This window comes from Haloglomus halophilum (assembly GCF_024298885.1).
Classification (GTDB): Archaea; Halobacteriota; Halobacteria; order Halobacteriales; family Haloarculaceae; genus Haloglomus; species Haloglomus halophilum.
The window spans coordinates 62,650-84,935 of sequence record NZ_CP101168.1 but is presented as its reverse complement, the minus strand read 5'-3'; the positions used below and the strand labels follow the sequence as shown (position 1 = coordinate 84,935).

The 22,286-nt window shown below is 60.1% G+C and carries 21 protein-coding genes and 1 pseudogene; 6 read left to right on the top strand and 16 right to left on the bottom strand.

The window, feature by feature from the left end:
* Positions 1-208 precede the first annotated feature (208 nt).
* Positions 209-478 carry a HalOD1 output domain-containing protein gene (locus NL114_RS21330; RefSeq protein ID WP_254824858.1) on the top strand — a complete coding sequence of 90 codons (270 nt, stop codon included), beginning with the start codon at positions 209-211 and terminating at the stop codon, positions 476-478.
* Between the two features lie 287 nt (positions 479-765).
* Here the strand turns inward: NL114_RS21330 and NL114_RS21325 are convergent, their stop codons facing one another.
* From NL114_RS21325 to lrp, 4 genes are all read right to left on the bottom strand, one after another.
* Positions 766-2,319 carry a hypothetical protein gene (locus NL114_RS21325; RefSeq protein WP_254824857.1) on the bottom strand — a complete coding sequence of 518 codons (1,554 nt, stop codon included), beginning with the start codon at positions 2,317-2,319 and terminating at the stop codon, positions 766-768.
* Positions 2,320-2,746: 427 nt separating this feature from the next.
* Complete coding sequence (locus NL114_RS21320) at positions 2,747-3,070, bottom strand: hypothetical protein (RefSeq protein ID WP_254824856.1); 324 nt, start codon at positions 3,068-3,070, stop codon at positions 2,747-2,749.
* Positions 3,071-3,152: 82 nt separating this feature from the next.
* Complete coding sequence (locus NL114_RS21315; protein ID WP_254824855.1) at positions 3,153-4,202, bottom strand: DNA polymerase sliding clamp; 1,050 nt, start codon at positions 4,200-4,202, stop codon at positions 3,153-3,155.
* 440 nt (positions 4,203-4,642) lie between these two features.
* Positions 4,643-5,098, bottom strand: a complete 456-nt coding sequence (lrp, locus tag NL114_RS21310; RefSeq protein ID WP_254824854.1) for an HTH-type transcriptional regulator Lrp — start codon at positions 5,096-5,098, stop codon at positions 4,643-4,645.
* A 152-nt stretch (positions 5,099-5,250) separates the two neighbouring features.
* On the opposite strand from lrp, the gene NL114_RS21305 reads away from it, so the two are divergent.
* Positions 5,251-6,267, top strand: coding sequence for a sensor histidine kinase (locus NL114_RS21305; protein ID WP_254824853.1), 1,017 nt, complete (start codon positions 5,251-5,253; stop codon positions 6,265-6,267).
* A gap of 397 nt (positions 6,268-6,664) precedes the next feature.
* On the opposite strand, the gene NL114_RS21795 is transcribed toward NL114_RS21305, so the two are convergent.
* The 9 genes from NL114_RS21795 to NL114_RS21260 all read right to left on the bottom strand — a co-directional run bounded on the left by NL114_RS21795 (position 6,665) and on the right by NL114_RS21260 (position 14,631).
* Positions 6,665-7,729 (bottom strand): transcription initiation factor IIB, encoded by a 1,065-nt coding sequence (locus tag NL114_RS21795; RefSeq protein ID WP_350355446.1) that lies wholly within the window; start codon positions 7,727-7,729, stop codon positions 6,665-6,667.
* Between the two features lie 111 nt (positions 7,730-7,840).
* Positions 7,841-8,368, bottom strand: a complete 528-nt coding sequence (locus tag NL114_RS21295; protein ID WP_254824851.1) for a hypothetical protein — start codon at positions 8,366-8,368, stop codon at positions 7,841-7,843.
* Positions 8,369-8,564: 196 nt separating this feature from the next.
* Positions 8,565-9,368: a DNA-binding protein gene (locus tag NL114_RS21290; RefSeq protein WP_254824850.1), complete on the bottom strand. Its 804-nt coding sequence runs from the start codon at positions 9,366-9,368 to the stop codon at positions 8,565-8,567.
* A 35-nt stretch (positions 9,369-9,403) separates the two neighbouring features.
* Positions 9,404-10,288, bottom strand: a complete 885-nt coding sequence (locus NL114_RS21285; RefSeq protein WP_434084122.1) for a replication factor A — start codon at positions 10,286-10,288, stop codon at positions 9,404-9,406.
* A 266-nt stretch (positions 10,289-10,554) separates the two neighbouring features.
* Positions 10,555-10,833, bottom strand: coding sequence for a hypothetical protein (locus NL114_RS21280; RefSeq protein ID WP_254824848.1), 279 nt, complete (start codon positions 10,831-10,833; stop codon positions 10,555-10,557).
* Entirely contained in the window at positions 10,820-12,607 is a 1,788-nt protein-coding gene (locus NL114_RS21275; RefSeq protein WP_254824847.1) for a hypothetical protein, read from the bottom strand. Before NL114_RS21275 ends, NL114_RS21280 begins: the two co-directional genes overlap by 14 nt.
* Positions 12,608-12,785: 178 nt before the next feature.
* Positions 12,786-13,235, bottom strand: a complete 450-nt coding sequence (locus NL114_RS21270; RefSeq protein WP_254824846.1) for a toxin-antitoxin system TumE family protein — start codon at positions 13,233-13,235, stop codon at positions 12,786-12,788.
* Positions 13,236-13,763, bottom strand: coding sequence for a helix-turn-helix domain-containing protein (locus NL114_RS21265; RefSeq protein ID WP_254824845.1), 528 nt, complete (start codon positions 13,761-13,763; stop codon positions 13,236-13,238).
* A gap of 289 nt (positions 13,764-14,052) precedes the next feature.
* Positions 14,053-14,631 carry a DUF8170 family protein gene (locus NL114_RS21260; RefSeq protein WP_254824844.1) on the bottom strand — a complete coding sequence of 193 codons (579 nt, stop codon included), beginning with the start codon at positions 14,629-14,631 and terminating at the stop codon, positions 14,053-14,055.
* A gap of 118 nt (positions 14,632-14,749) precedes the next feature.
* On the opposite strand from NL114_RS21260, the gene NL114_RS21255 reads away from it, so the two are divergent.
* The 3 genes and pseudogenes from NL114_RS21255 to NL114_RS21840 all read left to right on the top strand — a co-directional run.
* Positions 14,750-15,160: a helix-turn-helix domain-containing protein gene (locus NL114_RS21255; RefSeq protein ID WP_254824946.1), complete on the top strand. Its 411-nt coding sequence runs from the start codon at positions 14,750-14,752 to the stop codon at positions 15,158-15,160.
* A gap of 420 nt (positions 15,161-15,580) precedes the next feature.
* The gene (locus NL114_RS21250; RefSeq protein WP_254824945.1) at positions 15,581-17,464 is read left to right on the top strand and encodes a hypothetical protein; all 1,884 of its coding nucleotides are present in this window, start codon (positions 15,581-15,583) and stop codon (positions 17,462-17,464) included.
* An 816-nt stretch (positions 17,465-18,280) separates the two neighbouring features.
* Positions 18,281-18,451, top strand: a pseudogene (locus tag NL114_RS21840) (universal stress protein); the annotation flags it as partial.
* A 24-nt stretch (positions 18,452-18,475) separates the two neighbouring features.
* Here the strand turns inward: NL114_RS21840 and NL114_RS21245 are convergent.
* The gene (locus NL114_RS21245) at positions 18,476-18,622 is read right to left on the bottom strand and encodes a hypothetical protein (RefSeq protein ID WP_254824944.1); all 147 of its coding nucleotides are present in this window, start codon (positions 18,620-18,622) and stop codon (positions 18,476-18,478) included.
* A gap of 529 nt (positions 18,623-19,151) precedes the next feature.
* On the opposite strand from NL114_RS21245, the gene NL114_RS21240 reads away from it, so the two are divergent.
* Complete coding sequence (locus tag NL114_RS21240; RefSeq protein WP_254824943.1) at positions 19,152-19,574, top strand: DUF555 domain-containing protein; 423 nt, start codon at positions 19,152-19,154, stop codon at positions 19,572-19,574.
* A 213-nt stretch (positions 19,575-19,787) separates the two neighbouring features.
* Here NL114_RS21240 and NL114_RS21235 read toward each other — a convergent pair whose 3' ends face one another.
* Together NL114_RS21235 and NL114_RS21230 are read right to left on the bottom strand one after the other, a co-directional pair.
* A complete protein-coding gene (locus NL114_RS21235; protein ID WP_254824942.1) occupies positions 19,788-20,015 on the bottom strand; it encodes a hypothetical protein in 228 nt (75 codons plus the stop codon).
* A gap of 296 nt (positions 20,016-20,311) precedes the next feature.
* Positions 20,312-21,910, bottom strand: coding sequence for a hypothetical protein (locus tag NL114_RS21230; protein WP_254824941.1), 1,599 nt, complete (start codon positions 21,908-21,910; stop codon positions 20,312-20,314).
* Between the last annotated feature and the right edge of the window lie 376 nt (positions 21,911-22,286).

The following is a 22,286-nucleotide window of genomic DNA, read 5'->3' as shown; positions in this document are numbered from 1 at the left end:
CGTGCTGCATAGAGGGCGCGAGTCGGTCAGAGAGATTCCTGGTCTCAGTGCTACGCCCGGAGGATTTAGATTCTGGTGCCCTGGGTGAACCGACTACTGTATGTCCAATTCCGCCTTCGGGAGAACACCTTGAATCAGCAAAGGTACGTAACAGATTGTATTGTATCTGGTAAGAGCGGGTTTACGGTTTGAGGCCTTCCTACTCGCGATGGGAGACACAGAGGAGTTCTATTACGAACCCGACGAGGAGGAAACGCTAAGCACAGCAGTCGTCACGGCGGTCGCCAGGGCTCACGACGAGGATATGATTGATCAGAAGTGGCTCATCAGTGAAGACATCAACGCTGACGCACTTGACGGACTGTTTCAGCAACACAATCTCAAGATGACCCTCCAGTTCGAGGCGGATACGACGACGGCGACGATCATGGCCGATGTGGACGGGAATCCGGTCATCCGAATCGAATCACACCGTTGAGTACGCCCCTACCAAACGACTGTTTCGGCATTGACGTGGGAGGTTAAAACGGATGTTGCTGACTCCATCCTCTGTAGTCAGCAGTCGTCATCTGACAGCCGCTGAACAGACCGTCTCAGGCTTATTGAAGAGAGGGCGCAAGTTGGTCGCGAATGGAAGGTCGCCTACGACTCATCCAGAGCGGTCGCTATGGAGGCGAACTTAATAGATTTCGACCTCACCTCTCGTATTGGTTCGACCCTCCATTTGGTGACCCGTAGCCACTATCGCTGAGGGTTCCATTTGGACTAAGGAATCTCTCCGAGTCGCTTCTGGAGGCGGTCTTGGACGCGCTGTGCTTGCTGATCGGACAGATTGGCCTCGGTGTCGACGCTGATACCGGGGATATCGACGATGTCCTTGAGGGCGTCCGAGAGCGTCTGTTGGTTCTCGGGGAGCACGCGCTCGGTCTCGTCGTCCGTCTGCCGATCGTGTTCCTGCATGGCGAGCTGAATCATCATCGATGGTTTGCGGAACAGTTCACCGGCGACTTCGAGGTACTCCTGGTAGGAGTTCGACGCCATCGAACCATCGTATTCCTCGAGCAACGCAATGAGCAGCGAGAGTTGGACGTTGAACACGGTTGGTTTCGATGCCGGCGATGCTATCGAAGTCGCTCTATCGGCGGCGCGTTCGGCGTACTTGTACGCCACTCCCCAGTAGGTGTAGCAGTCCTCGAGTGAGAACGGGAGATCGTCGAAGTCGTAGGCGATGGCTCGTGTCCGGCGAAGCGCGGTCTCGACCTCAATCATCCGAGTGTCGATATCGTCGTAGATGTTCCGCCACCACTCGCTGATGGGGACCCGGCCCTGTTTGCGTTCGTGGGCGGCGTTCGTCGCCTTCCCGTAGTGGCGTCGGGTATAGCGCTCTCCCGTGTCGGGGAGAATCGTTCCCGAGTCGGGGAAGAAGAGGATGGGTCGTGCCCACAACGTCTGCGTACCTCGGAAGTCGTAGCCAGTCTGGAACCCACCGTAGACGACGGTCTCCTGGGTGTCGGCCTCCGCTTCGGCGTCGTTGGCTTTGCTTTCCTGCCGAGAGGCGCTGACGACGCTCGTGATGCCGTCTTCGTCGACGGCGTCCCGAAGGTCTTCTTGGCCGCCGGAGACGACGTGGCGGAGGCTAGAGCAGACAACGACCATCTTGAGCAGGCCACCCCAGTCGCGATACGATATCCACCCGAAGGCGTTGGTCTCGCCGCGCTGCTGGAGCGCACTGATGATGGGGAGATACGCCTCCTGCGGGTTGATGATGCTGTAGGAATCGCTGGCGATCTGCCACCGGAACTTGACATCGAACCCGAGGGCATTGAGGGCCTTCCGTCGGTCGTCGACGATATCCTTGTGGTCACTGACCCGGACGACAGCGTCGGTCTCACTCGCGGAGGCGAGGTCCTCAAGCGAGCGCCCGGTCTGTTCTTCAAGGGCGTCGATATCGAGGCCATGCACACGGCGGATGGCGTCGGTATCGACGCGACCGGTGGTCTCAACGAAGTCGTTGGTTGCCCAGAGCTCACCCGGACTGGCCTTCGGGAGCACCTGAATCGCCTCTTTGAACGAATTGGGGTTGGTAGCGAGACACCGGGTTTCCGGTGGGATTTCGTCGGGATACTCGCGAGGATCTGTCTCGGTAAGGCCGGCGAATTTGATGTCGGTTTCGCGGGTTAGGAGATCGGAAAGTGTGATGGCTGGGCGCTCGGTTGCAGTGGTCGATGCAGCGGACTCCAGGTCTTCCTCGTCAGTGTTCTGGTTCTCCTTCGGGGGGTGCGATTCGGTGTCGGAAGTGGAATTGGATTGTGCGGACATGAGTGGATTCCTCGTGCGGGAAGCGGCGGTGTTGGGAGCGGCACACGTTGGGGGCGGCGCAGTACGGCCCAGTAGAGTACCGAGAGAACGGAGAACACGTGGTTAGAGACGGTACGACGGGTTAGGGGAGACGGGAGAACGAGAAGGGGTGGTGGGGAGTGCTGCCTCTGACAGAACCAAAGATGAGATGGGGTAAGATCGGGGCTTCCCGAGAGACGAACGAAGAGAGGGAAGTGTTCCAAGAGGTGAGGTGGGGGGTTGGAGCACCTACAAGGAACCCGTGCTCGCGTCACCGCTAATCGACGTTACACACGGCAGGATCGTTCCATACAGGCATCTGTCCCCCCACCGTCCAGGGGGAGACAAACGGGACGAGTCAAGGCCGCCTGGGCAGACAGTTCCTACATTACTCTCAGTTAGTCAATTGTTATGTAGGACAGCGCGAGACAGTTTCGATGACGCAGCGCTCACAGCTCAGCCTGGTCCGATTCCGGGTGTCGATGGCACTCTTGAACGTCTGCTGGGCTTCGTCGCCCATCGTGATGTCCCACGGCACCGTGGCGGAACCTTCCTCGGGGAGTGTGAGGTCAAGGTGGTGTTCGCCGATAGCGACATCCGGTTGGTCGGGGTGGAAGACGCGGACGGTGATGGCGTCTTTGTGGGCGGTGCGGTCGACGGAGACGATGAAGGTATCGCCGAGGCGGATGTCGGCGTACGTTTCACCGTCGCTGAGAGTGGACAGTTGAGTCATCGGAATCAGAATCGGGGCACAGAGAGGCCGATTGGGTAATCAGCGGAGCCGGACGGCTGGTCGAGACGGGTCTTGGTCAGGGTTAGTCGCTCTCGATGCGCGGGGCGAGCATCGCGAGGACGTTGCACTCGCCGTCTGCAAACCCGTACTCGATCATCATCGGGAAGTCGGTCCCGAAGGTCATCTCGATCTCCGTGTTCTTGGGGAACTGCTTGGAGATGTCCTTGACGTAATCGAGGCTGAACAGCGACCGGCCGTCGCTGGCGGTGAGCGCGACGAGGTCGTCCGCTGCGAGTTCGAAGCTGACATTATCGGTGTCGCCCTCGGCTTCGATGAAGACGGCCTGCTCGGTCTCGTCACAGCGGAAGCGGATATGGTCCGAGACCATGTCGGCGGCCTTGACGCCGCGACTGATCTGTGCTTCCCCGATGGTGAACGAGATGGGGAGGTCCATGTTGGGTATCTCAGGATCATTACGGATACTGTCGGGGTCGATGAGTGCCATCGTGAACTCGACGCCATCGATGTGAATGACGAGCTTGAACGTCGTCGTGTTGAACGAGAGCTGAACGAGGTCGTCTTTCTTGGCGAGTTTGAGGACTTCCTCGAAGCGTTCGAGGTTCATCCCGAGGACGCCTTCGCTGGCATCGAATGACTCGAAGGCGCCGGTTGAGAGTTCGATGTCGTACATCGCGACGTTAGCGGGGTCGACGGCGCGGGCGTGGAGTCCGTCGGGGCTGACGCTGATTTTCGCCTCGTCAACGATAGCACGGAGGGTTCCGACGAATTCCTTGATGACGCCACCCTTGAGGGCGGCCTGGAACTGGTGAGGCGGGCCCGTGACGACTGTTTTCTCTTCCTTTATGTCTGCGTCACTGTCCGCATCCTCGTTGACCTCAACGTCTTTCTCCGTCTCTACCTCTGCTTCTGTTTCCACGTCGGTGTCCTCGCCTTCCTCGGGATCGACGGCAGGTTCGACTTCGACGTCGGTCTCGAGTTCGGGTGTGGGGTCGACGGCGGTGCCGGAGTCGGCTTCAACCTCGGCCTCGATTTCTATCTCTGCGTCTTCGACATCGGGTTCGGTGGGAGTCGGCGGCTGTGCGTCTGTTTCGGATTCGGTGTTGGTACTCATGGAGAGTTGGGTTCGTGGTTCTGTCCAAGTTTGAGCCTCGGGTCGATTCACCTCTCGAGCGGCGTGCAGAGGGATGCACGCTCTGTGCGTGCTGGTGGTAGTGGAGTTGTACTCCGCTTCTCCCTCACCCCCTTTGGGAGGCAAAAACCCGGTGTGAATTGCTCCCGGAAGCCCCGGCGACGCGTGGGCGTTGTCTTACTCAGGAATCGGATGCGGGGAGGAAGTCGTATTTGTCAGCTAGCGAGCGGAACACACTAGTGGGATACGCGTCGCAGAGCGCGGCGCTGACGGCGGATTCGCCTCGTCGTCGTTATACTGGATGACGCGCGCCGGCGGCGCTGACTGACGTGCGTATCATTGCCTACTCGGAGTATCGCCTGTCGAGCGGATTGCTGACTGGCTCACTGAGGGACGCGTCCTGCCCGCCGGTACGCCGTCGTTCACTCGATTTCGATTTCGAACTGCTCGTTCTCGGCGGGAGTGTTCAGAACGACTGCCGTCGACGACTCGTTGATGTCGGCGTCGGCCAGGAGGTCCTTGATCGTCGCGTTCATGTCGGCAGTATCCTCAAATTTCCCGATGCCGATGACATCGAATTCGCCCGTCACCTCATACACGGAGACCATCTGTCTGTGACCTTGCAGGCGCTCGGTCAGATCGGGGAGCGCACTCCCCTCAACCTTGAGCCGAAGGATCGCCGTCACGTCGTATCCCAGTTCACCGTACTCGACAATCGGGCTGTACCCGTTGATGACACCCCGCTCCTCGAGATCGTTCAGATGATTCGAAACCGTCGTGACCGAGACATCCAGCTCCTCAGCGAGACTGCGAAGGCTTGCCCGTCCATTCCCAATTAACGCATTGACGAGTTCCGTATCGAGATGTTCGTACGTCATACGAACGGATACTAAACATTTAGATATAAATATGCCGAAATTAGTTAAATGCTACCAACAAGTGTGTCGCGGCGCGGTCTATAATCGACACTATTCAACTCGCCTATCAGTCATCCGGAAACTTATTTGCTTAAAACTGATCTACCACCTGCATGGCTCACTTTTCAGATGCACCGATTGAGGGTCACCGTGCTCTCGTTACTCATTTCCCCAACGGTGTTCTCGTGCTCTTTGACGCTGAGTTCCGCTACCAGATCGTCGGACCAGAAACACTTCCCTTCTCCCAGAGTGACGCGTCCGAGATGGTGGGGAAGACGGTCCATGAGCTCTTTCCTGAGGAAACAGCTACACAGTTAGAACCGAAATTCCAGGCGACAATCGCAGGCGAGTCGTGTTCGTTCGATATGGAATACGTGGGCCGTGTGCATCATATCGAAACGAGACCAGTCCGGATTGAGGGGGACACCTATGGTGCTCTTGTCACGCAAGAAGTCACAGAGGAGCGCCAGACCGCACGCGACCTTGAACGACAGAACAAGCGTCTCGACAAGTTCGCCGGAATCGTGAGTCACGATCTCCGGAATCCACTCAACGTCGCCCAGGGCCGGTTAGAACTCGCCCAAGAAGAGTGTGACACCGAGCACCACGACGCCATCGCCACCGCGCTCGACCGGATGCAACGAATCATCGAGGACGTTCTCTGGCTTGCTCGTGAAGGACAAGACATCGGATTGGTAGAGCCTGTTGCGCTTGGCGAAGCCATTGAATCCGCCTGGGGGATGGTCTCTGAACCGACAGACGACGCCGAACTACGGTATGGCAGCGACGAAAGCCAGTTGCCGACTATCGAGGCGGACTACGATCGACTCTGCCAATTGTTAGAAAATCTGTTCAAAAACGCCGTCGAACACGGCGGTGGCGGCGTAACGATCACTGTGGATACGCTTGCAGACGGATTCTATATCGAGGATGATGGTCCTGGAATCCCTGACGAGGAGCGTGACGATGTGTTTGACCCGGACTACTCGACAGCCGAGGATGGAACAGGTTTCGGATTAAGCATCGTCAAGCAGATCGTCAACGCCCACGACTGGGAAATCCACGTGACTGAAGGGTCTGGCGGTGGTGCACGATTCGAAATCACCGGCGTTGAAGTCGTTGCTGAATAGACGCTCTGGGCCTTGTTTAGACGCTCCCGAAGAGTCGGTTAGTGGCTATTTTAGCCAAAGGGAACCAATCCATGAGAATCTCATACCCGGGATTCGTTGACGGGATAATGGCCGCAGAAGGCGATCTACACCGCGTCTAAACAAGGCCGACGCTCTGTATGCAGCACGCGATTCATATCAACTTCAAAGGATTTCAACAGAGCCGGTGGGCGTGTTTGCTCCCTGACGCAGGGTAGCCGACTCAGTACGTCTCTAAGTCGCACTCTTAGCATGGGCTATCTTGGTTGAGGTGGAGGTTGTTCCTACATTACTCACGAATGGTCAAATGTTGTGTAGGAGAAAGCACGGAGGGACATTCCCGATTCCCAGCGATAGCGACACGCCTCGGAACATCTCATCAGTCGTCCTCGGTGTTTCCAACGGGGTCGGGGAGTTCGCCATCATCATCGAGGGTAAGGAGTTCCCGCCAGATCTTCCGGATTGTCGTTGGAGTCGTGTTTCCTTCCGTGGCGAGTCGTGCCTGGGTGAGCTTGACGTTGCTCTGCTCGCTCTCTTTGTAAGCGTGATAGAGGCACGCGGCGGCGACGCCAGAGGGTTGTCGGCTGTTCGCGATGCTGCCGACGGCGGGTGCGGTGACGAGTTGGCGAGCACGTCGTTCCAGGCATGGGTGGGCGTCGACAGCGCTGGCGAGCCGCGGGAGGAAGTCCCGTGGGAGTGGCGGTGGCGTAGCGAGTTGGAGCTCTCGATTCAGGAGTTTGTACGCGTTTTTGATGGCAGCGTCATCGATAACGGCGACGCTGGCTATTTCTTCGATGTAGCGAGGGAGACGTTCGAGACGGCAGGCGGCGAAGACGCTGGCGCTCGCAACGGCTTCGATGGAGCGCCCTTGGAGCAGGTCAGCTTTCCACGCTTCGCGATAGACGCTCGCTGCACGGTTGTGGATAGATTTGGGGAGCTCGAGAGCGCTGACGAGGCGAGCGACTTCTCCGAGGCCAGTACGGAGCGAGCGGTCGTGAGTGGAACTGGTCTTCGAGCGGTCGTCCCACTTTCGGAGTCGATTGAAGCGGCGTCTGGTCCGGGCGGGGAGTTGGTTGCTGTAGCCGTCACGGTAATGGCCTATTTCGGTCGGTAGCCCCTTGTCGTGTCGGCGGATAGTCGTGGGGGCTCCACCGCGCTGGGGTTCGCGCCCACCATCTTTGGTGTCGACCCAGCGGCGGTTTCGATCGAGGAGGTCACGCGTGGTGACTAGGCCGCACGCTTCGCAGTAGGTTTCCTCGTCGTTGGTGACGAGGGGCTCGTCGGTGACACACTCGGGACAGGTGTGCTCGCGGTCACAAGCACGAGTCTCTGTTCGTGTTGAGGCGGACTCGGTATCGACATCAACCCCGATTTCGGGGTGATCCTTGGCCTCGATACGGGTATTGGTCTCGCTGTTTGTGGTGTTGAGAGTACGGTGGGACATGAGCGTGAGTGGAAAGCTGAGGAGCGGGAGCAGAGTGCCCCTCTAGCCAAGCGGGGGGGCGACAAATTGAGCACCGAGTTAGCTGGTCGACGGTGACACGCTTCGTGAGGGTCACTTAGACGGCGCGTGCGGGGATTCGAGGATACTGTGGACATCGGGGTCGTAGTGGTCGTGGAAGGTGTCGAGGACATCGTGCTGCCACTGGAGGTGGCCGGGGTCGCCGAGGCGCTTGATGCCGAGGCCGTGCGAGAGCGCGAATCGTTCAAGGTCGATACAGCGGATAGAGGAGACATCACCGCCTTCGCCGGCAGGGATGTCGGCAGCGTCGAGGAGTGGCGTCTCGATCCACGCGTCGAAACAGTTGTCACTCGACGACGTGACGACCTTCCCGGCGGTCGCTCCGGGGAACAGTTCGGTAGTGATCCGTCCAAGGTTCTGGTAAACGCCGGGCGGGATGACCAGGAGGTTGCGCTCGTGGTCGATAGTGGAACTGGTGCGGACCTGTCCGGGGTGGCCTTTGAGGAGCCAGTCTTCGTCGGCGTTGAGCCACCCGCCTCGCGTGAGGCGTTCGATGGCGGCGTCGAGATGGGCGTGCGTGCGGTACGTCAGGTAGCCGGAGATACGAGCGTGGAACGTCATGAGATGATGTGTAGCGGAGTCGGAACACGGTAGAGCCGAGCGGAGCGAGGGGTATAGCGAAGAGTATCCTACATTACGTTTAGACGATCAAATGTTATGTAGGAGAAGTTGTGGCGAGCCAGTGGCGAGCGCGTCGCGAGCAGATAGCCTAGCCGAGCGAGACGTGGTCGGAACGGACGGGACTACGTATGTAGAGTCACTCTTCGAGATCGGCATTGGCGACAGCGGCTGCGATGGCCGCTTCGTCGACTGCGTCCTCATCACCGTCGGTGGGTGCATGTTCCTGAGTGCTCTCGTCGAGCTCGCCAGACGTGGTGTCTGAGTCTGGATCGGAGTCAGCGTCGGCACCGCTCTCGGGCACAGACGTAGAGACGGGGATAGCCTCCATCCCGATGTCTTCTCTGGCATCGTTGAGCGCCTCGTGGTAGGTATCAAGGTCAGCATCGTACCGCTCGCGGCTCATCACGACGTACGGGTTGTCCCCGTCGTCCGACTCGAAGACATCGAGGCGGGCCTCGGTACGAGCAATAGTCTCTGCGACCCACCGATTGCGGGTGGCTGCATCGACGTAGGTGATGGTCTCGAGTCGGAGCGAGACGTTCACGCCGCCGTCGTCGGTCTCGTAGGTGCTCGGCTTCGCAGTAAGGGCGACGTACGCGGGTGGTTCAAGCGAGGAGAGAAAGGCAGCGGCCTCGGGCTGGTACTGGCCGGCGTAGGCGAAGACCGTGCCGGTCGGGTCGACGACTCGTGCCTGCCAATATTCGCTGTCGTTGCCCACGTCGTTGACCTCGGTGATGGTGCCGACGAGGAAGTAGCGATTCGCGATCTCGCCACTCAGGAGGAGGGCGAAGTTCGGAGCACGCTCCTCGTCGGATTCCTTGAACACGTGGGTGGCATCGTTGAGTTCGGCGGCGAAGGCGCGTTTGGCGACCTGTCGGCCCTGCTGCTGGTTGGTGTTGGTCCTGCTGTCAGCTGCGGATGTGGATGATGAGTCTCTCATTATGAGTCAGAGACGAAGTGTGGATAGTCGAGGCGTTACGCGAGTTGCTCGGCGTCGTCGACGAGGAGGTACTTGCCGATGGCCCGGCCACTAACACGGTAGTAGCGCCCGACGAAATCGGCAGTGAGGTCCTGGGCGACGACACTGGTATCGAGGGCGTCCATCGCCTGCTGCTTCGCCTCATCGATGGTGATGTCGGCGAGGGCTTCGGTCGCCTCCTTATCGAAGATGGCGTGCTGGACGGTCACGCCGTCGTCGAAGACGGCCTTGATACGGAGGTCGAACTCGCCTTCGACCTTCCCGTGTTCGGCACACCGGCCATCCTTGAGGACACGGGTACAGTCCTCGTGGGGACAGCGCTTGATCAGTCCCGAACCGGACTGGATGGCGACCATCGGGGCTTCGAGGTCGAGTTCGTTGGTGTTGTCGCCGACTTCGATATCCTCATCGACGGGTTCGATGCTGGAGTTGGAGTTCAGGTTGACCGAGTAGCGCCCCTTGTACTCGCTGGTGACGACGTTCTCGAAGCGGTAGATGTCGCCTTCCTCGAGTTCGGGGAGATTGGCCTTCCTCCACTTGGTGAACTTGATTCGACCGCTCTCGTCTCCGATGAGGCCAACCTGAGCGATGCTGTCGTGGGTCGAGTCCCACAAGTCGACGACTTTGACGGTGACAGTGACCCACTGGCCGTCGGTGTCGATGGCGTCGAGTGCGATTTTACCGGAACTCCGCGAGGGGAGGTCGAGGTCGTCGTAGTCGATGCCGAGCACGTCGAGGTAGTGGTTACGAGCGGCGTGAGTGGCCTCCTCGAGCGGGACCTTGTAGGAGTTGACCATCCTATCGAGGCGGCTAATGATATCCTCGACGGACGGGGCGGCGTCTGCTGCGACATCGTCGGGGAACTGGTCGAAGAGGGTCATCGCCGCCTCCGTGAGGTCGTCTGTGGAGACGGCGGCAGCCGGTTCTGAGTCTATTTGACTGGCGTCTGCGTTGGTGGACATATCTGGGTCTCGTTCTAGAGTGTTGCCTGGCCGCTGGTCGGCGGCGGACAGAGAGTGGGATGACTCGGAGGTGTCGAGAGACGCGATGTCTCTGTCTGCTTCCGACTCCCCTCACCCCCTTGGGGAGTAAAAACGCACGTTGGTGAGACGGCCCGGATTCTCGGGAAGAGTAGTGCTGGTCGCCGTCACCGGGCGTCTTCGAGGCTGAGGACTTCGTCAGCGCGTATCCACGCGCCGAGGGCGGCCCGCTCGATGATGGCGAACGAGCCGTCTTGGAGGGTGGCGAACCGGGTGTGCGGCGTGGGGCCGGGACCTGGTGGGTCGGTGCGGACCCTGTCGTTGCACACTTCGCGAGAAGGATCTTCGCCGTCGACGATATCGAGCCGGAACAGGTCGTCGTTGCTCGGGCTGTCGGAGTCGTTGCTGTCGGGATCGGAATCGGGATTTGAGCTACTGCTGGACATGGATTGTCTGGAAGAAGCGGTTGGTGGTCGGTGGCCGCGTGAGCGGGCGTCTGCCCGTGTCTAGCTGTCTTCGCGCCATCGCTGGCCACAACTCGTGCACGAGAGGAGTCGGCGGTTCGTCGATGGAGCGGAGCTGGATGAGCCGGTAATGTGCTCGGTCGTGGGCGCACTCCGGGCACTGGGACGTCGTGGTGGGAAGGCCGAGACTCGGCTCGTCGGTTGCTGTCGTCTCGGAGGTGTCAGGAGTGGCGACGCCGGTGAGTTCATTCACGCCTGTTTCCTCGCTGGTGCCCGTGTCGGCCTCGTCTTCGAGGGCGGTTCCGAAGTGGTCAAGGTTCCGCACGAGCGCCCAGAGCCGGCGCTGTCCTTGCGGGACGGGGTATTCAGGTGCGGGCGTGGATTCGGGTTGGGAGGTCGAGATGATGTCGTGGAACGCGGCGTTGATGGTGTCGCCGTCGGTGTCGATGTCGACGACGATGGAAACGACATTGACCTGTTCGCGCCACCACGTCGGAAGAGGGATATCGCCGTCTTCGTCGAATATCTCGGTGGCTTTGAGCCACTCGTGGGCGTCCATCCCGCTGCTCTTGGACTCGTCAAGGCGGTCGACCGGCGCGTGGACGGGTCGCGAGATCTCAGTGACGCCGGGCGTACCGAGTGCGGGAATCGAGCAGGCGGAGTGGCGCTGGAACGGGTGCTCGATGCCGTGTTCGCGGTTCCGCTCAGTGTATTTCGCCCAATCAACATTGGGGATATCGCCTCGGGGAGCTGGCCCGTCGCCGCGCTCGATGATGGTGATCTGTGTCTCGGAATCGGCAGCGAGCGTGGCTCGACCCTGGTACTTCCCGACTTTCCCGGCGACGACCCGCACAGTGTCGCCTTCGTGGAGAATCGTTCCCTGATTGGACTTCGTCCACACGGTGAATTTGATCGTGCCGGTGTCATCCTCGATGAGGCCGACCTGCTGTTGGGTGCGGGATTTGGGTTGCCACAGAGTCGTGACCGTCCCTTGGATGTCAGCTTCGACGTTGTACTTCGAGGGGATAATCGGCACGGAGGCGATGGGTTGGACGACGCCGGCTATCTGGTAGAAGTCGTCAAGCGTGTTCGACTGAGCGGTGAAAAGGTCCTGCCCACGGGCGACCTTACTCGCGAGGCGGTGTTCGAGGACGGCGCGGTTCGGGGGTGTGACGAGGCGATCGGTGATTCGGTCGGCGGCTTCCCGAACGCGTTCGCTGGTGGCGTCATCGAGGGCCTCGAAGGGGTCGTATGAATGGATACTCTCGCCGATGACGCGCTCTGCGTAGTCGGCGCGACGGGCGCGGTATTCAGTGAGGAGTTCCGCTCGGCAGCGTGTTTCGCGGTCGATGCCGGCGGCGTGAGCGGCAAGGGCTTTCTCGCGCTGGCGCTTGCGTTCTTCTCGGAGGCCGTGGAGTCGTTCTTGGGCTTCGAGTGGGAGTCCGGTGAGGTCCTCGTCGGCGAGGTCCATCGGGTCGATATCGCGGGCCTGGGTGGTGGTGAGGCTCGCACCGACCCAATAGGCGTCAAGTTCGACGGCGCCGGTGCCTTCGATTTCCAGGCCGAACTCGTCGTATTCGGGTTGGGAACGAGCAGCCATCATGAGCTCGCCCATGTTGTCGAGGCGGACACCGAGGCAGTCGCTTTCGAGGTGGGGAGATTCGTAGAGGCCGCGAAGTCTCAGTTCGTCGAATCGGTCGTCTTGTTCGATGTCGCTGTTCGAGAGCCGGTGGTTGCCGTCGTTGTAGTATGTCATCGGTAGGTCACTCGGTGATGGTCGATTCGTTAGGCGAGCAGCTCTCTGCCACCCTCCTCCAGAACCCCTCGACCCCCTTTGGGGACCAAAACTGAGCGTGAGCTAGCAGAATCCGCCCCTTATTTTCGGCCATCTGACGGGAACTGCAGCAGGGAAACAAAGCGAGGACAAGGAGCGACTACTGGGAAGCCCACAGGGTCTCGATACGGTGTTCGATCGCTGTGAGAACGGTGGAGTAGACTTCGAGCGGATGGACCGACGAGAACTCGAGATCGGCGATTTTGGTAGCAGATGGTGGCTCGTGGAAATGTACTCGGGAATTGTGGGGATTTGGATGCCGGTCCCAGCGACACTCCCATCGCGTCCCATCCTCGTGTTCTTCGATATAGTGGATGGAAAAGTCGCCCGTCGTGAACCACCGAATGTCGAGACGGGCGGAGGCAATCGACTCCGGGTAGCCACTGACATCCACGAGGCCGCGAAGGAGATTCGGTTCATACGAATCGGGGTCGAACGCGGTCTCGGCGACGAGTGAGTCAGCGGCGAGGTGGCGCTCAAGGAGGCGCAAGGTCTGCCGATCCGGAGGGCCTGTCGAATGGTCGCCCGAATCACCCGATGGCTGGCTCATCTACGCGGGAATCAGGTGCCCGTCGTTCTGGGCGAGTTGGCGAGCGAGTTCATAGAGACGAAGATCTCGAATCACACCCTGCCACTCTCCGATGGCCTCCATCCGCTCGTGGATGGTGTCGTGTGTTTCGTGGTCGAACACGGAGACGTTCGTTGGGTCGGTTGTTCCAAACTCCGTCTCGTATTCGTTTCGCCGGGATTCTAGAGCCTCCACACGCTCAACGATTTCCTCGACGGAGAGGTCGGTTGCAATTCGGCTAGCATCCTGCCATTCGAGGTAACCCTCATTGCGTTCGTACGTCGCCGGACCGCGCTCTGTTTCGCCCCGGGCAATTCCCATCTCCACGAGGCGGTCAAGGTGCTTTTTAGCGGCGTTCGGCGAGCAGTCTGCGAGGTCTGCGATGTCAGTATACGCCGTCGGCGAGGTGACGCCCAGAAGCACGTCGTAGACACGATCGAACGTGTCTGTTCCCTCCTGCCATCGTTTGGGCTGCCCCCTGGATTCAGGGGCTGGATCGAACTTGGTCATATCTGACTGTAGGTGTATCCTCACAATATATCTTTGGAATATTCAGATATTTGCATATTGAGAACAGCTGCCCTCAAGCTATTGGATAGTCTTAGCCACGGAGTCAAACCTCAACGGCAGTCTAGGAACCCATCTATTGGTTACGCCACTTTCGTGGACCCGTGAGTGGAGCATCTCTCTGCCGCTCCTCCGGATTCACATAGATGCAAGGCCGGAAGCCCACGACCTCAGTCGTGGGGAGCTGACTCACCGCGGTTTCTAGGACCGAGATATTGCTACCTATCCCGGTTCACGGGAGGCTTTCGATACACTCAACGAGGTCGTCTTCGGTGGTCCACCGATAGAGTCGCCCGTGGTCCTCAAGCATCTCGAAGATCGCCGTCTGCATCCCGCTGTATGGAGTTTCGACATCGACGCCGGTATCGACATCGTCGGAATCGAGGCCGTCGTACTCGCGCTTATAGACGTGCGTTTTTGCGAAGTACTGCTTGAGGGCGGTGAAGTACCCCTGTTCGACGAGGAAGCCGCCTTGTGCGTGTTCAGCGATACCAACTATGTAGTCGGTGTAATCGGCGAGCAAGCGGAACTTGAGATACGTGTTGACCCATTCACTGCGGATGTCGACCATCAGAAACGCGTAGGCGTCGGGCCGTCGGTTGAGCCGGTCTTTGACGAGCTGGAGCCGACGAATCTCCGGCTGTCCGTAACTTCCGAGAACGAAATACGCCCGGTCGGCCGAGAAGATCGGCGATAGTTCGACGACACTCTGTTTCAGCGCCTCGTACTCCTCAGGGGTGAGCGAGGCTTCGTGGAGGTACGCCTCGGCCCGATCGGCGATATCTTTGGCAGTGACCGTCTCCTCGCTCATTTGATGGGCGTCTCATCCACCAATTTTAATGTGTCGACCGAGACAGTTAGCGTATCGCTTTTGACCGATTCGTATTTTGACGAAACACTTTAGCCTGATTACCACGAAGATAGGGACGATGAGTACCTCCGACGAGGCCACGAGCGATCTTGACACCGTCCGTGAGCGACTCAACGTCGTCACCCAGGAGACGCGGTTTTCGCTCGTCCAGGATATCCTCGGGCATCCGTCGGGGCTGCCGACGCTGAAGGAGCTGGACTACGTCAATCCGAGCCGGAGTCAAACAACAATCCGCCAGCATCTGCAGCGACTCGTTGACGCGGGTATCGTCGAGAAAGTCGAACTCCCTGAGGACCACCGGCAGAACGATCTGCCGTACACGTTCTACGGAATCAGCGAGGAGGGGCGTCGATTCCTCAAGGACCACAAGCTCCTGCGCGCCGAAGAGACGCTCCGAGAAATCTACGACCGGGTAGAGAAGGCCGCCGAGATTGAGCGCTACGAGTCAGCCCCGCGTCCTGAACGGTGAACGGCTCGTGAAGTACCTCAGGGACAAACCCCGGGGCACTCGCCTTGCATATTTATAGAACGACCATCCTCAAGGAGGGTGGTCGATATCGTTATATCAACCGGAGAAGTAGGAGGGCATGAGCCTTGAACGGCTCATCATACAAAGTTCGGAAGGCGCACTCGCCTTCCACTCCAATACTCATGAGCTGTTGCGCTGTCTATTGCTGGCTTTCGGTTGGTTGCGTCAAGTGGATCTGAGGGCACGACTGGTGATCTGGTTGTCCCCGTGCCAACAGCCCTTCTCCCGTCTCGTTGAATCGGGGCGGGATTCTGGGGGTTTCAGCCCAAATCGCTATACATCCCCGGGATTGCCACGATACAGTTATAGCCACTTTTGGCTTCTCTGAGCGTGGAAAGCACGGCGCTTTCTGAACTTTGTATGAGTGTCGACAACGACCGTGACCTCCCTCTCAAGGTGGGTCACAAGACGACGAGCGGTAGCACCGAAATCGAAGCTGCACATGAATACCCGTCCCGCCTCGAACGTCTGTACGACCAGGCGTTCACCGATGATCTCCCGGCCCTTTCAGGGTCCTCCCCAGAGGAGTTCCGCCGTCTCGACGCCGGAGTGGAGTCACCGATGGTTCGCCGGCAGCTGGGCCTGGATGACGAATCCACGCACGAGCGCCGCGCGGCTGGCACGGAATCGGGTGTTGATGTTGCTCACGCCTTCGAGCACACGAACGACGACGGACACGCCGACAACATCGGCATCGCACTCGTTGGTGACGAGAGCGACGACAGTCTCCGAGAGAGCGACTACGGATGGTTCTACGGCCAGCCGATGGTTGCATCTCGGAGTGACGAGCGGAGGGCTGAGATGAACGCACACGGCCGTCCGGCTGATGCGATCTCTGAGCCTGATTCCATCGCGCACGGAGAGTACCTCTACATCGGACACGACCGCCTGACCGACCCAACTGGCGATCAGTTGACGGGCACGGCGTCTGGCCCCGATGAGTACATTCCCGTCAGTTCGGCTGACGTCCCCGTGCAGTTAGGCACGAAACTCGTCCCCCTCGAGGATCTCGATGAACACACCCGTCGCCTGCGCGAGCTGAAGGTCATCCCCGTGGATGAGCAGACGCCAGGCGAGGCTGAGGGTCTGAGCACGCAGGAGTTGGAAGTAACCCTCCCCAGTGGAGCAATCGTCCCGCTTCGCACGCTCGTTCCGAATCCCGAGGACTACTCGCGCTCGTCGATTCCTGGTATCGAACGCCGGTTAGCGTTGGATGCTGAGATCAAGCGAGTGTCTGCTGGTATCGCCGAGGACGGTCACATGACTGGTCTCGCTGCGACGTTGGATTCCCACACTGCCTGGCTTGAGTACTACCGTATCAAGCACGAGCGCACGATTCCTGACCGTCGGGAACAGAAGCGCCAGCAGTTGCGGAAGATCATCTACGACCGCGCCGCGCCCCTTCGGGAGCTCGGTGAGAGAGACCCCGAACTCCGTGATGAGGTTCTTCGTGAAGCACGCCGGGTGATTGATGGAGACCTGGTTCACGACCTTCGGTCCTCGCCGGTCGAGATTGCATCCAGTCTCGCACAGCGTGTTCTGGACGGCGCTGATCTCACGACTGCCTTCCTCGCTCTCGTTGAGCAGGTACAGGCTGACCCGTTGAACGTCCTCAGAGTCCGGTCGATTCTGACGGCGAACCTCGGGCCCTCGAAAGGCTACGTCACCACACAGGGTGTCGTGAAGAAGGTCTACCATGCTGACGTCCCTGGCCTGAAGTTTGGCCTGATCGTCAAGGATGGAAATCGCCGCGAGGATGAGGTCCGCGTCGCTGTCTGGGAATCAAGTGAGAGAGAACAGACTGCATCCACGGCTGACCCGGACGATGCCGATGGACGCGTCATCATCTCGAAGAAGACCATCGACGAACCGAACGAAGGTGACCTGGTTCGTCTCGTTGACTTCAAGCTCCCATACTTGAAGCACCAGCGGACATACCAGGGCCAGCCAAAGCTCGATTCGCGGTGGGAGTCTGAAATTGAGATTCTCGACCGTGCGCCGATCAGCCCCACGTCTGACTGCCAGATGCCCGCCACACCACAGCGTGTTGGTCGGTCGTCTCGCTCGTCGAATGTGGGTGAAGCTGTGCCTCGAAGCGCTGCTGCGAACTACGCCGGTGATGTCTCGACTTCCTGGCCTGAGTCAGCGAAGGTACAGACACTCATCGAAGCGGAGCTCGTTGGTATGCGCGACCCCACGCTTGGCGAACTGATGCTCAAGCGTCTGCAGGGTGAATCGACATGAGCAGGTGTCCAGGTCCCGGATTCGAGCTGGAAGTATCTCGGATTTTGATTCAGATTCGGACACCACCTCGGACTTCGACGACGGTACTACCCCGAACGTTCGGTCGTACTGTCGGACTGAAACGTAACGAACCCTAGCACCCCCCGAGTTCACACCGATCGAACTCAGAATCATATACTTCCTTTCCAACTGTCCCCGAGCGACAGCGACGGCGCGGAGCCACTCAAGGATTATAGGCTGAACAGGCGCAATACCATGTCGTTCACGGCGTGGATACGCGCCGTCGGCCCTGTTTAGACGCGGTGTAGATCGTCCGCTACGGTCGTGCTCAAAGAACGAAATCGGAAGGATAAGCACTCATCGATGGGTTCTGTGTAGGCAATAGGATCACCGGCAGACGTCTTCAAGAGCGCCTAAACAAGGCTCGCGCCGCCCTCGGAGAAACAGACTACCGTTCAAATGCCTGCCCCGAGTTTCTCACGCTGACGTTTAAGTGATAGGCCACCCTAGATGATGTAGGAATCGGTCGAAACGGAGCGGATTCCGAACTGTCCTCCGGAGGCGGCCTGTCCGCCCACGTAATAAGACAATCTCCGAAAGAACAGTTGGTGAACGCCACATTCCAGAAGAGTGTGTCTGTGCCGACTGCTCAAAGCGAGCACTACGATACCGACTCTGCTAACGCCTGCCGGCGTCCCGCTGGCAAAAACAACACCGGGACGCCATACACGGTTGAGGATAGGGGTAACGGCCACTTGGCATGGCCAGCAGTCCACCAGTCCGATGCTGTGGGACTACCCGCACCCGAAAGGACTCGTCGCTGCCATCTTGGAGGCGGTCGCTGCGGAGGTGGAGGCGAGTGCTATTGCGCACTGCTCCCGTGGGGGGGAGCCGCCTCATGCAGTTTCTCTCGGGTAACCTCTCGATCAAGCTCATCACCAGAGCGACCGGCCCGTGATTGGCCTTCCCCGTACCGATACGGAGTAAGAGGTCTATCGGCTTTGAGGGCACTTAGAGCGTGTACTCCGCGATCTCGTTGGAGCCACACGTGGAACACTCCTCGGCGTTCGGCGAGAGGGTCGTGCCACAGTTCCGGCACTCGTACTGAGTTACGGTCGGGCCCGCTGTGTCCCCACGCAGCAGTTCGAGTAAGCCCATCGTAATTCGGCGTTTCACGCTTCCAACTAATCAGTTCTTCTCCGAGCATCACCCCCGATATGAGTAATCCGTGTCGACTGACGAGCGGAACTGCTGAAGCAGTGTTCGTCCCGATGCGGCCCCGCTCAGATATTGTTGCTCTCTAGTCTCTACCGATTCGGTACTCCTTCCCCAGGGCCTGTGTCCTGGTCGATACAGAGCGAGGGGCCGCTAGTTCGTGAGCGGTCTGCGAGACGGCCAGAATGTGGTGAATGTGGGTGATGTGGTGGGTGTAAACCGCGAACTCTCATATCCGCTGATAGCGTACGACGAATACGATACGGTGCCGTGCGGGACGGCACGGTATTGCGGTGCGGCTCCCCCGCTGGCGCGACAGTCACCCCTCCACGGGCGGTCCCTCCATTCCCGCCTCGATGACTATGATGTTGCTAACACACGGCCACACTCTGAGCGGACAGTTGAGAACGCGATGCACACGGGCAGCGCGGAAGCAGTCACCCGAGACGCGTTGTCGGGGGGGAAGTGACCGATGAAGGTACCGCTCTCGAGCGATGGCTCGGCTGCCGATGATAGCTGGTTCGAGGTGCGAGTCTCGGTTCCATGGGTAGTAGCAGGCGCGGGAGGCGTGCAGGACGCAATCAACATCTCGGTCGCGGAGGTTGGCAGGCGGGTGAACGCGACATCGGCGCGGTCCTCAGAGATCATTGTTCAAGAGGTCGCGTGTCCGTCCTGCGGCTATGAGATGGATGCGGCACTATGTACGACTGATTTCGCGTTGGTCGTTCTAACGGTCGTTGTCGAGATAGCGGCGAGGTCGGATGAGGAGAGTAAGCGGGTGACGAAACGGGAGTTGGGCGTTCGGATGAAGGATATTCCTCTGACAGTGTTAGGAACCAAGTCAGTGGACGAATCCGCCGAGATTTCGGAGACACAGGGTGCGGATTTCGGATAGAAGACCCCCCTTCCACGTTGAGCTTCAAGAGCATACCCAACTCATCACCCAGTGTCGAGTGTTAGATCGGCTCAGTAGCCGCTAGCGATTCGACCGTCGTCTCAGGTGCTCGATGCACAGAGCCGCGCTGCTGGGCGACGGTAACCAGCCGAGCGCCGAAGGCGCGAGGCTCGGGGTGGCAGGGTATGGGTCGAGCCGGGGGGAGCGGGAGGCCTACCAACCCGAGACGAATATCGCGTTGAGCGCTCGACTGGTCGTCGAGAGGACGACGTAGGCGAGTGAGAGAGTGAACCCGCCGATGCAGAGGGTGTGGAGGCCGGTATCGACGAAGGCCGGGTCGGTGGCGAGGAAGATGAGGCCCACATACGCGGTGAAGAACATGATGACGACGGCGATGGTCAGGTTCAGTACATTCAGTCGGGACGTGCTGTAGCGGAGCATGGATGGTCAGGTCAGGAATGGACGGAGCAGGCGTTGCGAACCAAATCCGACCGAGTCGGAACGGGCCGAATCGGGACGGTCCGACCGGAACGCGGCGCACAGACGCGCCGCTGACAAACGCGGCTCGAGTGTCGCGCCTGCTCGCTTCCCTCACCTCCCTTCGGGGACCAACACTCGGGTCCGATAGCGACCGGACCAGGGGGGAAGCACGCCGCCGGGCACGGTACGATGAGCGTCCTCGCTGGGTGAATCGAGCGTCAAATACCGTTCGGGGAGTGAAGGGAGGCTCTCTCGCCTTACTGGACGGGTTCGGCCCGGGCCTCGGGTTCAGGATCGAGGTCTTCGGCCGCCGCTTCGACCGCAGCTTCGACATCCGAGATGTCCTCACCGTAGACAGTCGCGACGGCATCACTGGCGTCGGCTTCGCCACTGGCGAGCGCTCCGAGGCGCTGCTGAGTGGCGTCGATGGTCTCGGCCACCCACGAGTCGCGCGCCTCGCCACCGACGATGGAGATGTGCTCGGGCTGGATGGAGACGTTCACGCCGTAGTCCGTCTCGTAGTGGTGGATTTTGCCGACCACGGCGACGTACGCGGGCGTGGTAGCCGACCGGAGCACGTCCATCGCCTCGGCCTGGTACTGCCCGGCGTAGATATTGACGGCCTCACTCGCGGCCATCACGCGCCCCTTCCAGAACTCGGAGTCACTGCCAACGTCCGAGGTCTCGATGAGAGTCCCGACGACCAGTACGCGGTTGGCCGCCTCGCCACTCGGCAGGAGCGTGAACTTCGGCGCACGGTCGTCGCCCTCATCCTCGGGCCTGGTGAACGAGTGGGTGGCTGCGTTCAGTTCCTGGGCGAAGACGCGCTTCGCGGGTTGGCGCTGTGTGACGGCATCAGCGAGGGACGGGTCACCGAGGCCGGGGTTCTCCGACGAGTACGTCGTCTCGACGGCTTCATCGACGAGGAAGTACTCGCCGATGACCGGGCCGCGAACGTCGAACGTCGTGCCGATGAGGGCTTCACGGAAGGCCGCTTCGACGACGCCGGCGTCGAACGCCTCGGCTGCCATTTCCTTGGCCTCCTCGAGGGAGACACCGGTGACCTGCTCGGCCATCTCGGCGTTGAACAGCGCGCGGATGGCACGGGAGCCGTCGTCGAGGATGGCCTTCAGTCGGAGATCGAAGACGCCGTCCACGGCGCCGTGTTCCGAGCAGCGCCCGTTCTGGACAACGCGCGAGCAGTCCTCGTGGGGACAGCGCTTGATGAGGCCACTGCCCTCTTCGAGAGCGACGAGCGTGCCGGTCGCCCGGGTCTTCCCGTCGGTGGGCTCGACGACTTCCTCGGACTTTCTGACCGTACTCGCCTTGTTGAGCGAGATGGAGTACTTGCCCTCGTACTCGTTCGTGATGACCGAGGCGAGGTCGTAGGTGACGCCCTCCTCGAGGGTGGGCAGGTCGTCGGTGTTCTTCGCCCAGACCACGAACTTCATCTGTGCGGACTCGTCAGCGATGAGGCCGACCTGCCGCATGGAGTCGTGGTTGACCTCCCAGAGGTCGGTGACCTGGGCGCGGACATCCACCCACTCCTCGTCGCCGAGGGCGGGGACATCGGCAAGGAGCGTCGGTTCGAACGCCTGGGAGCCCGGGTTCGCGTTGCCGCCGAAGCCAGCGAGGGCTGCGACGCCCTCGGCCAGGTCGCTGTTCTCGAGGTCGTTCTCGTTGATGACGCGGCGCACGATGGACTGCTCGGCGTCCGCCACGGGGACTTTGAACTCGGTCATCTGCGAGAACTCCGCCTGGACGTCGGCCGCGGGCACGTCGATACCCATCTCGCCGAACTCGCCGCTGATGTTCGCCGCACGCTGCTCCACGCTGAGGTTGGAGTTTGCACTCATGGTAATCTCTCTGAGGGGATTCGAGGTACTGGCAGGACAGGCCCGACTCACTCGAGTCGGGCCTCGCCCCTCCCGCACCCCCTCGCCCCCCTTCGGGGGCAAATACACTCGGGAGCGCGAGCAGGACAACCGAGAGCGGCGGATGACGAGTTGACCTCGTCACCACACTACCACACCGGCACTGCCTCGCACCTCGGGTTTTCGGACGGATCGGGAGTTGGACGGCGCTCGTCGCCGCCTCCTCGCTCTCCGACTCAACTTCCCTCATCCCATTTGGGAACCAATACCCACGAGGGGAGAAGTTGGGAGTGGGGAGATCGACGCCTGCCGATCCTCCATCGTCCGAGTTGCACTGGTCAATCGTCGATACGTCGCA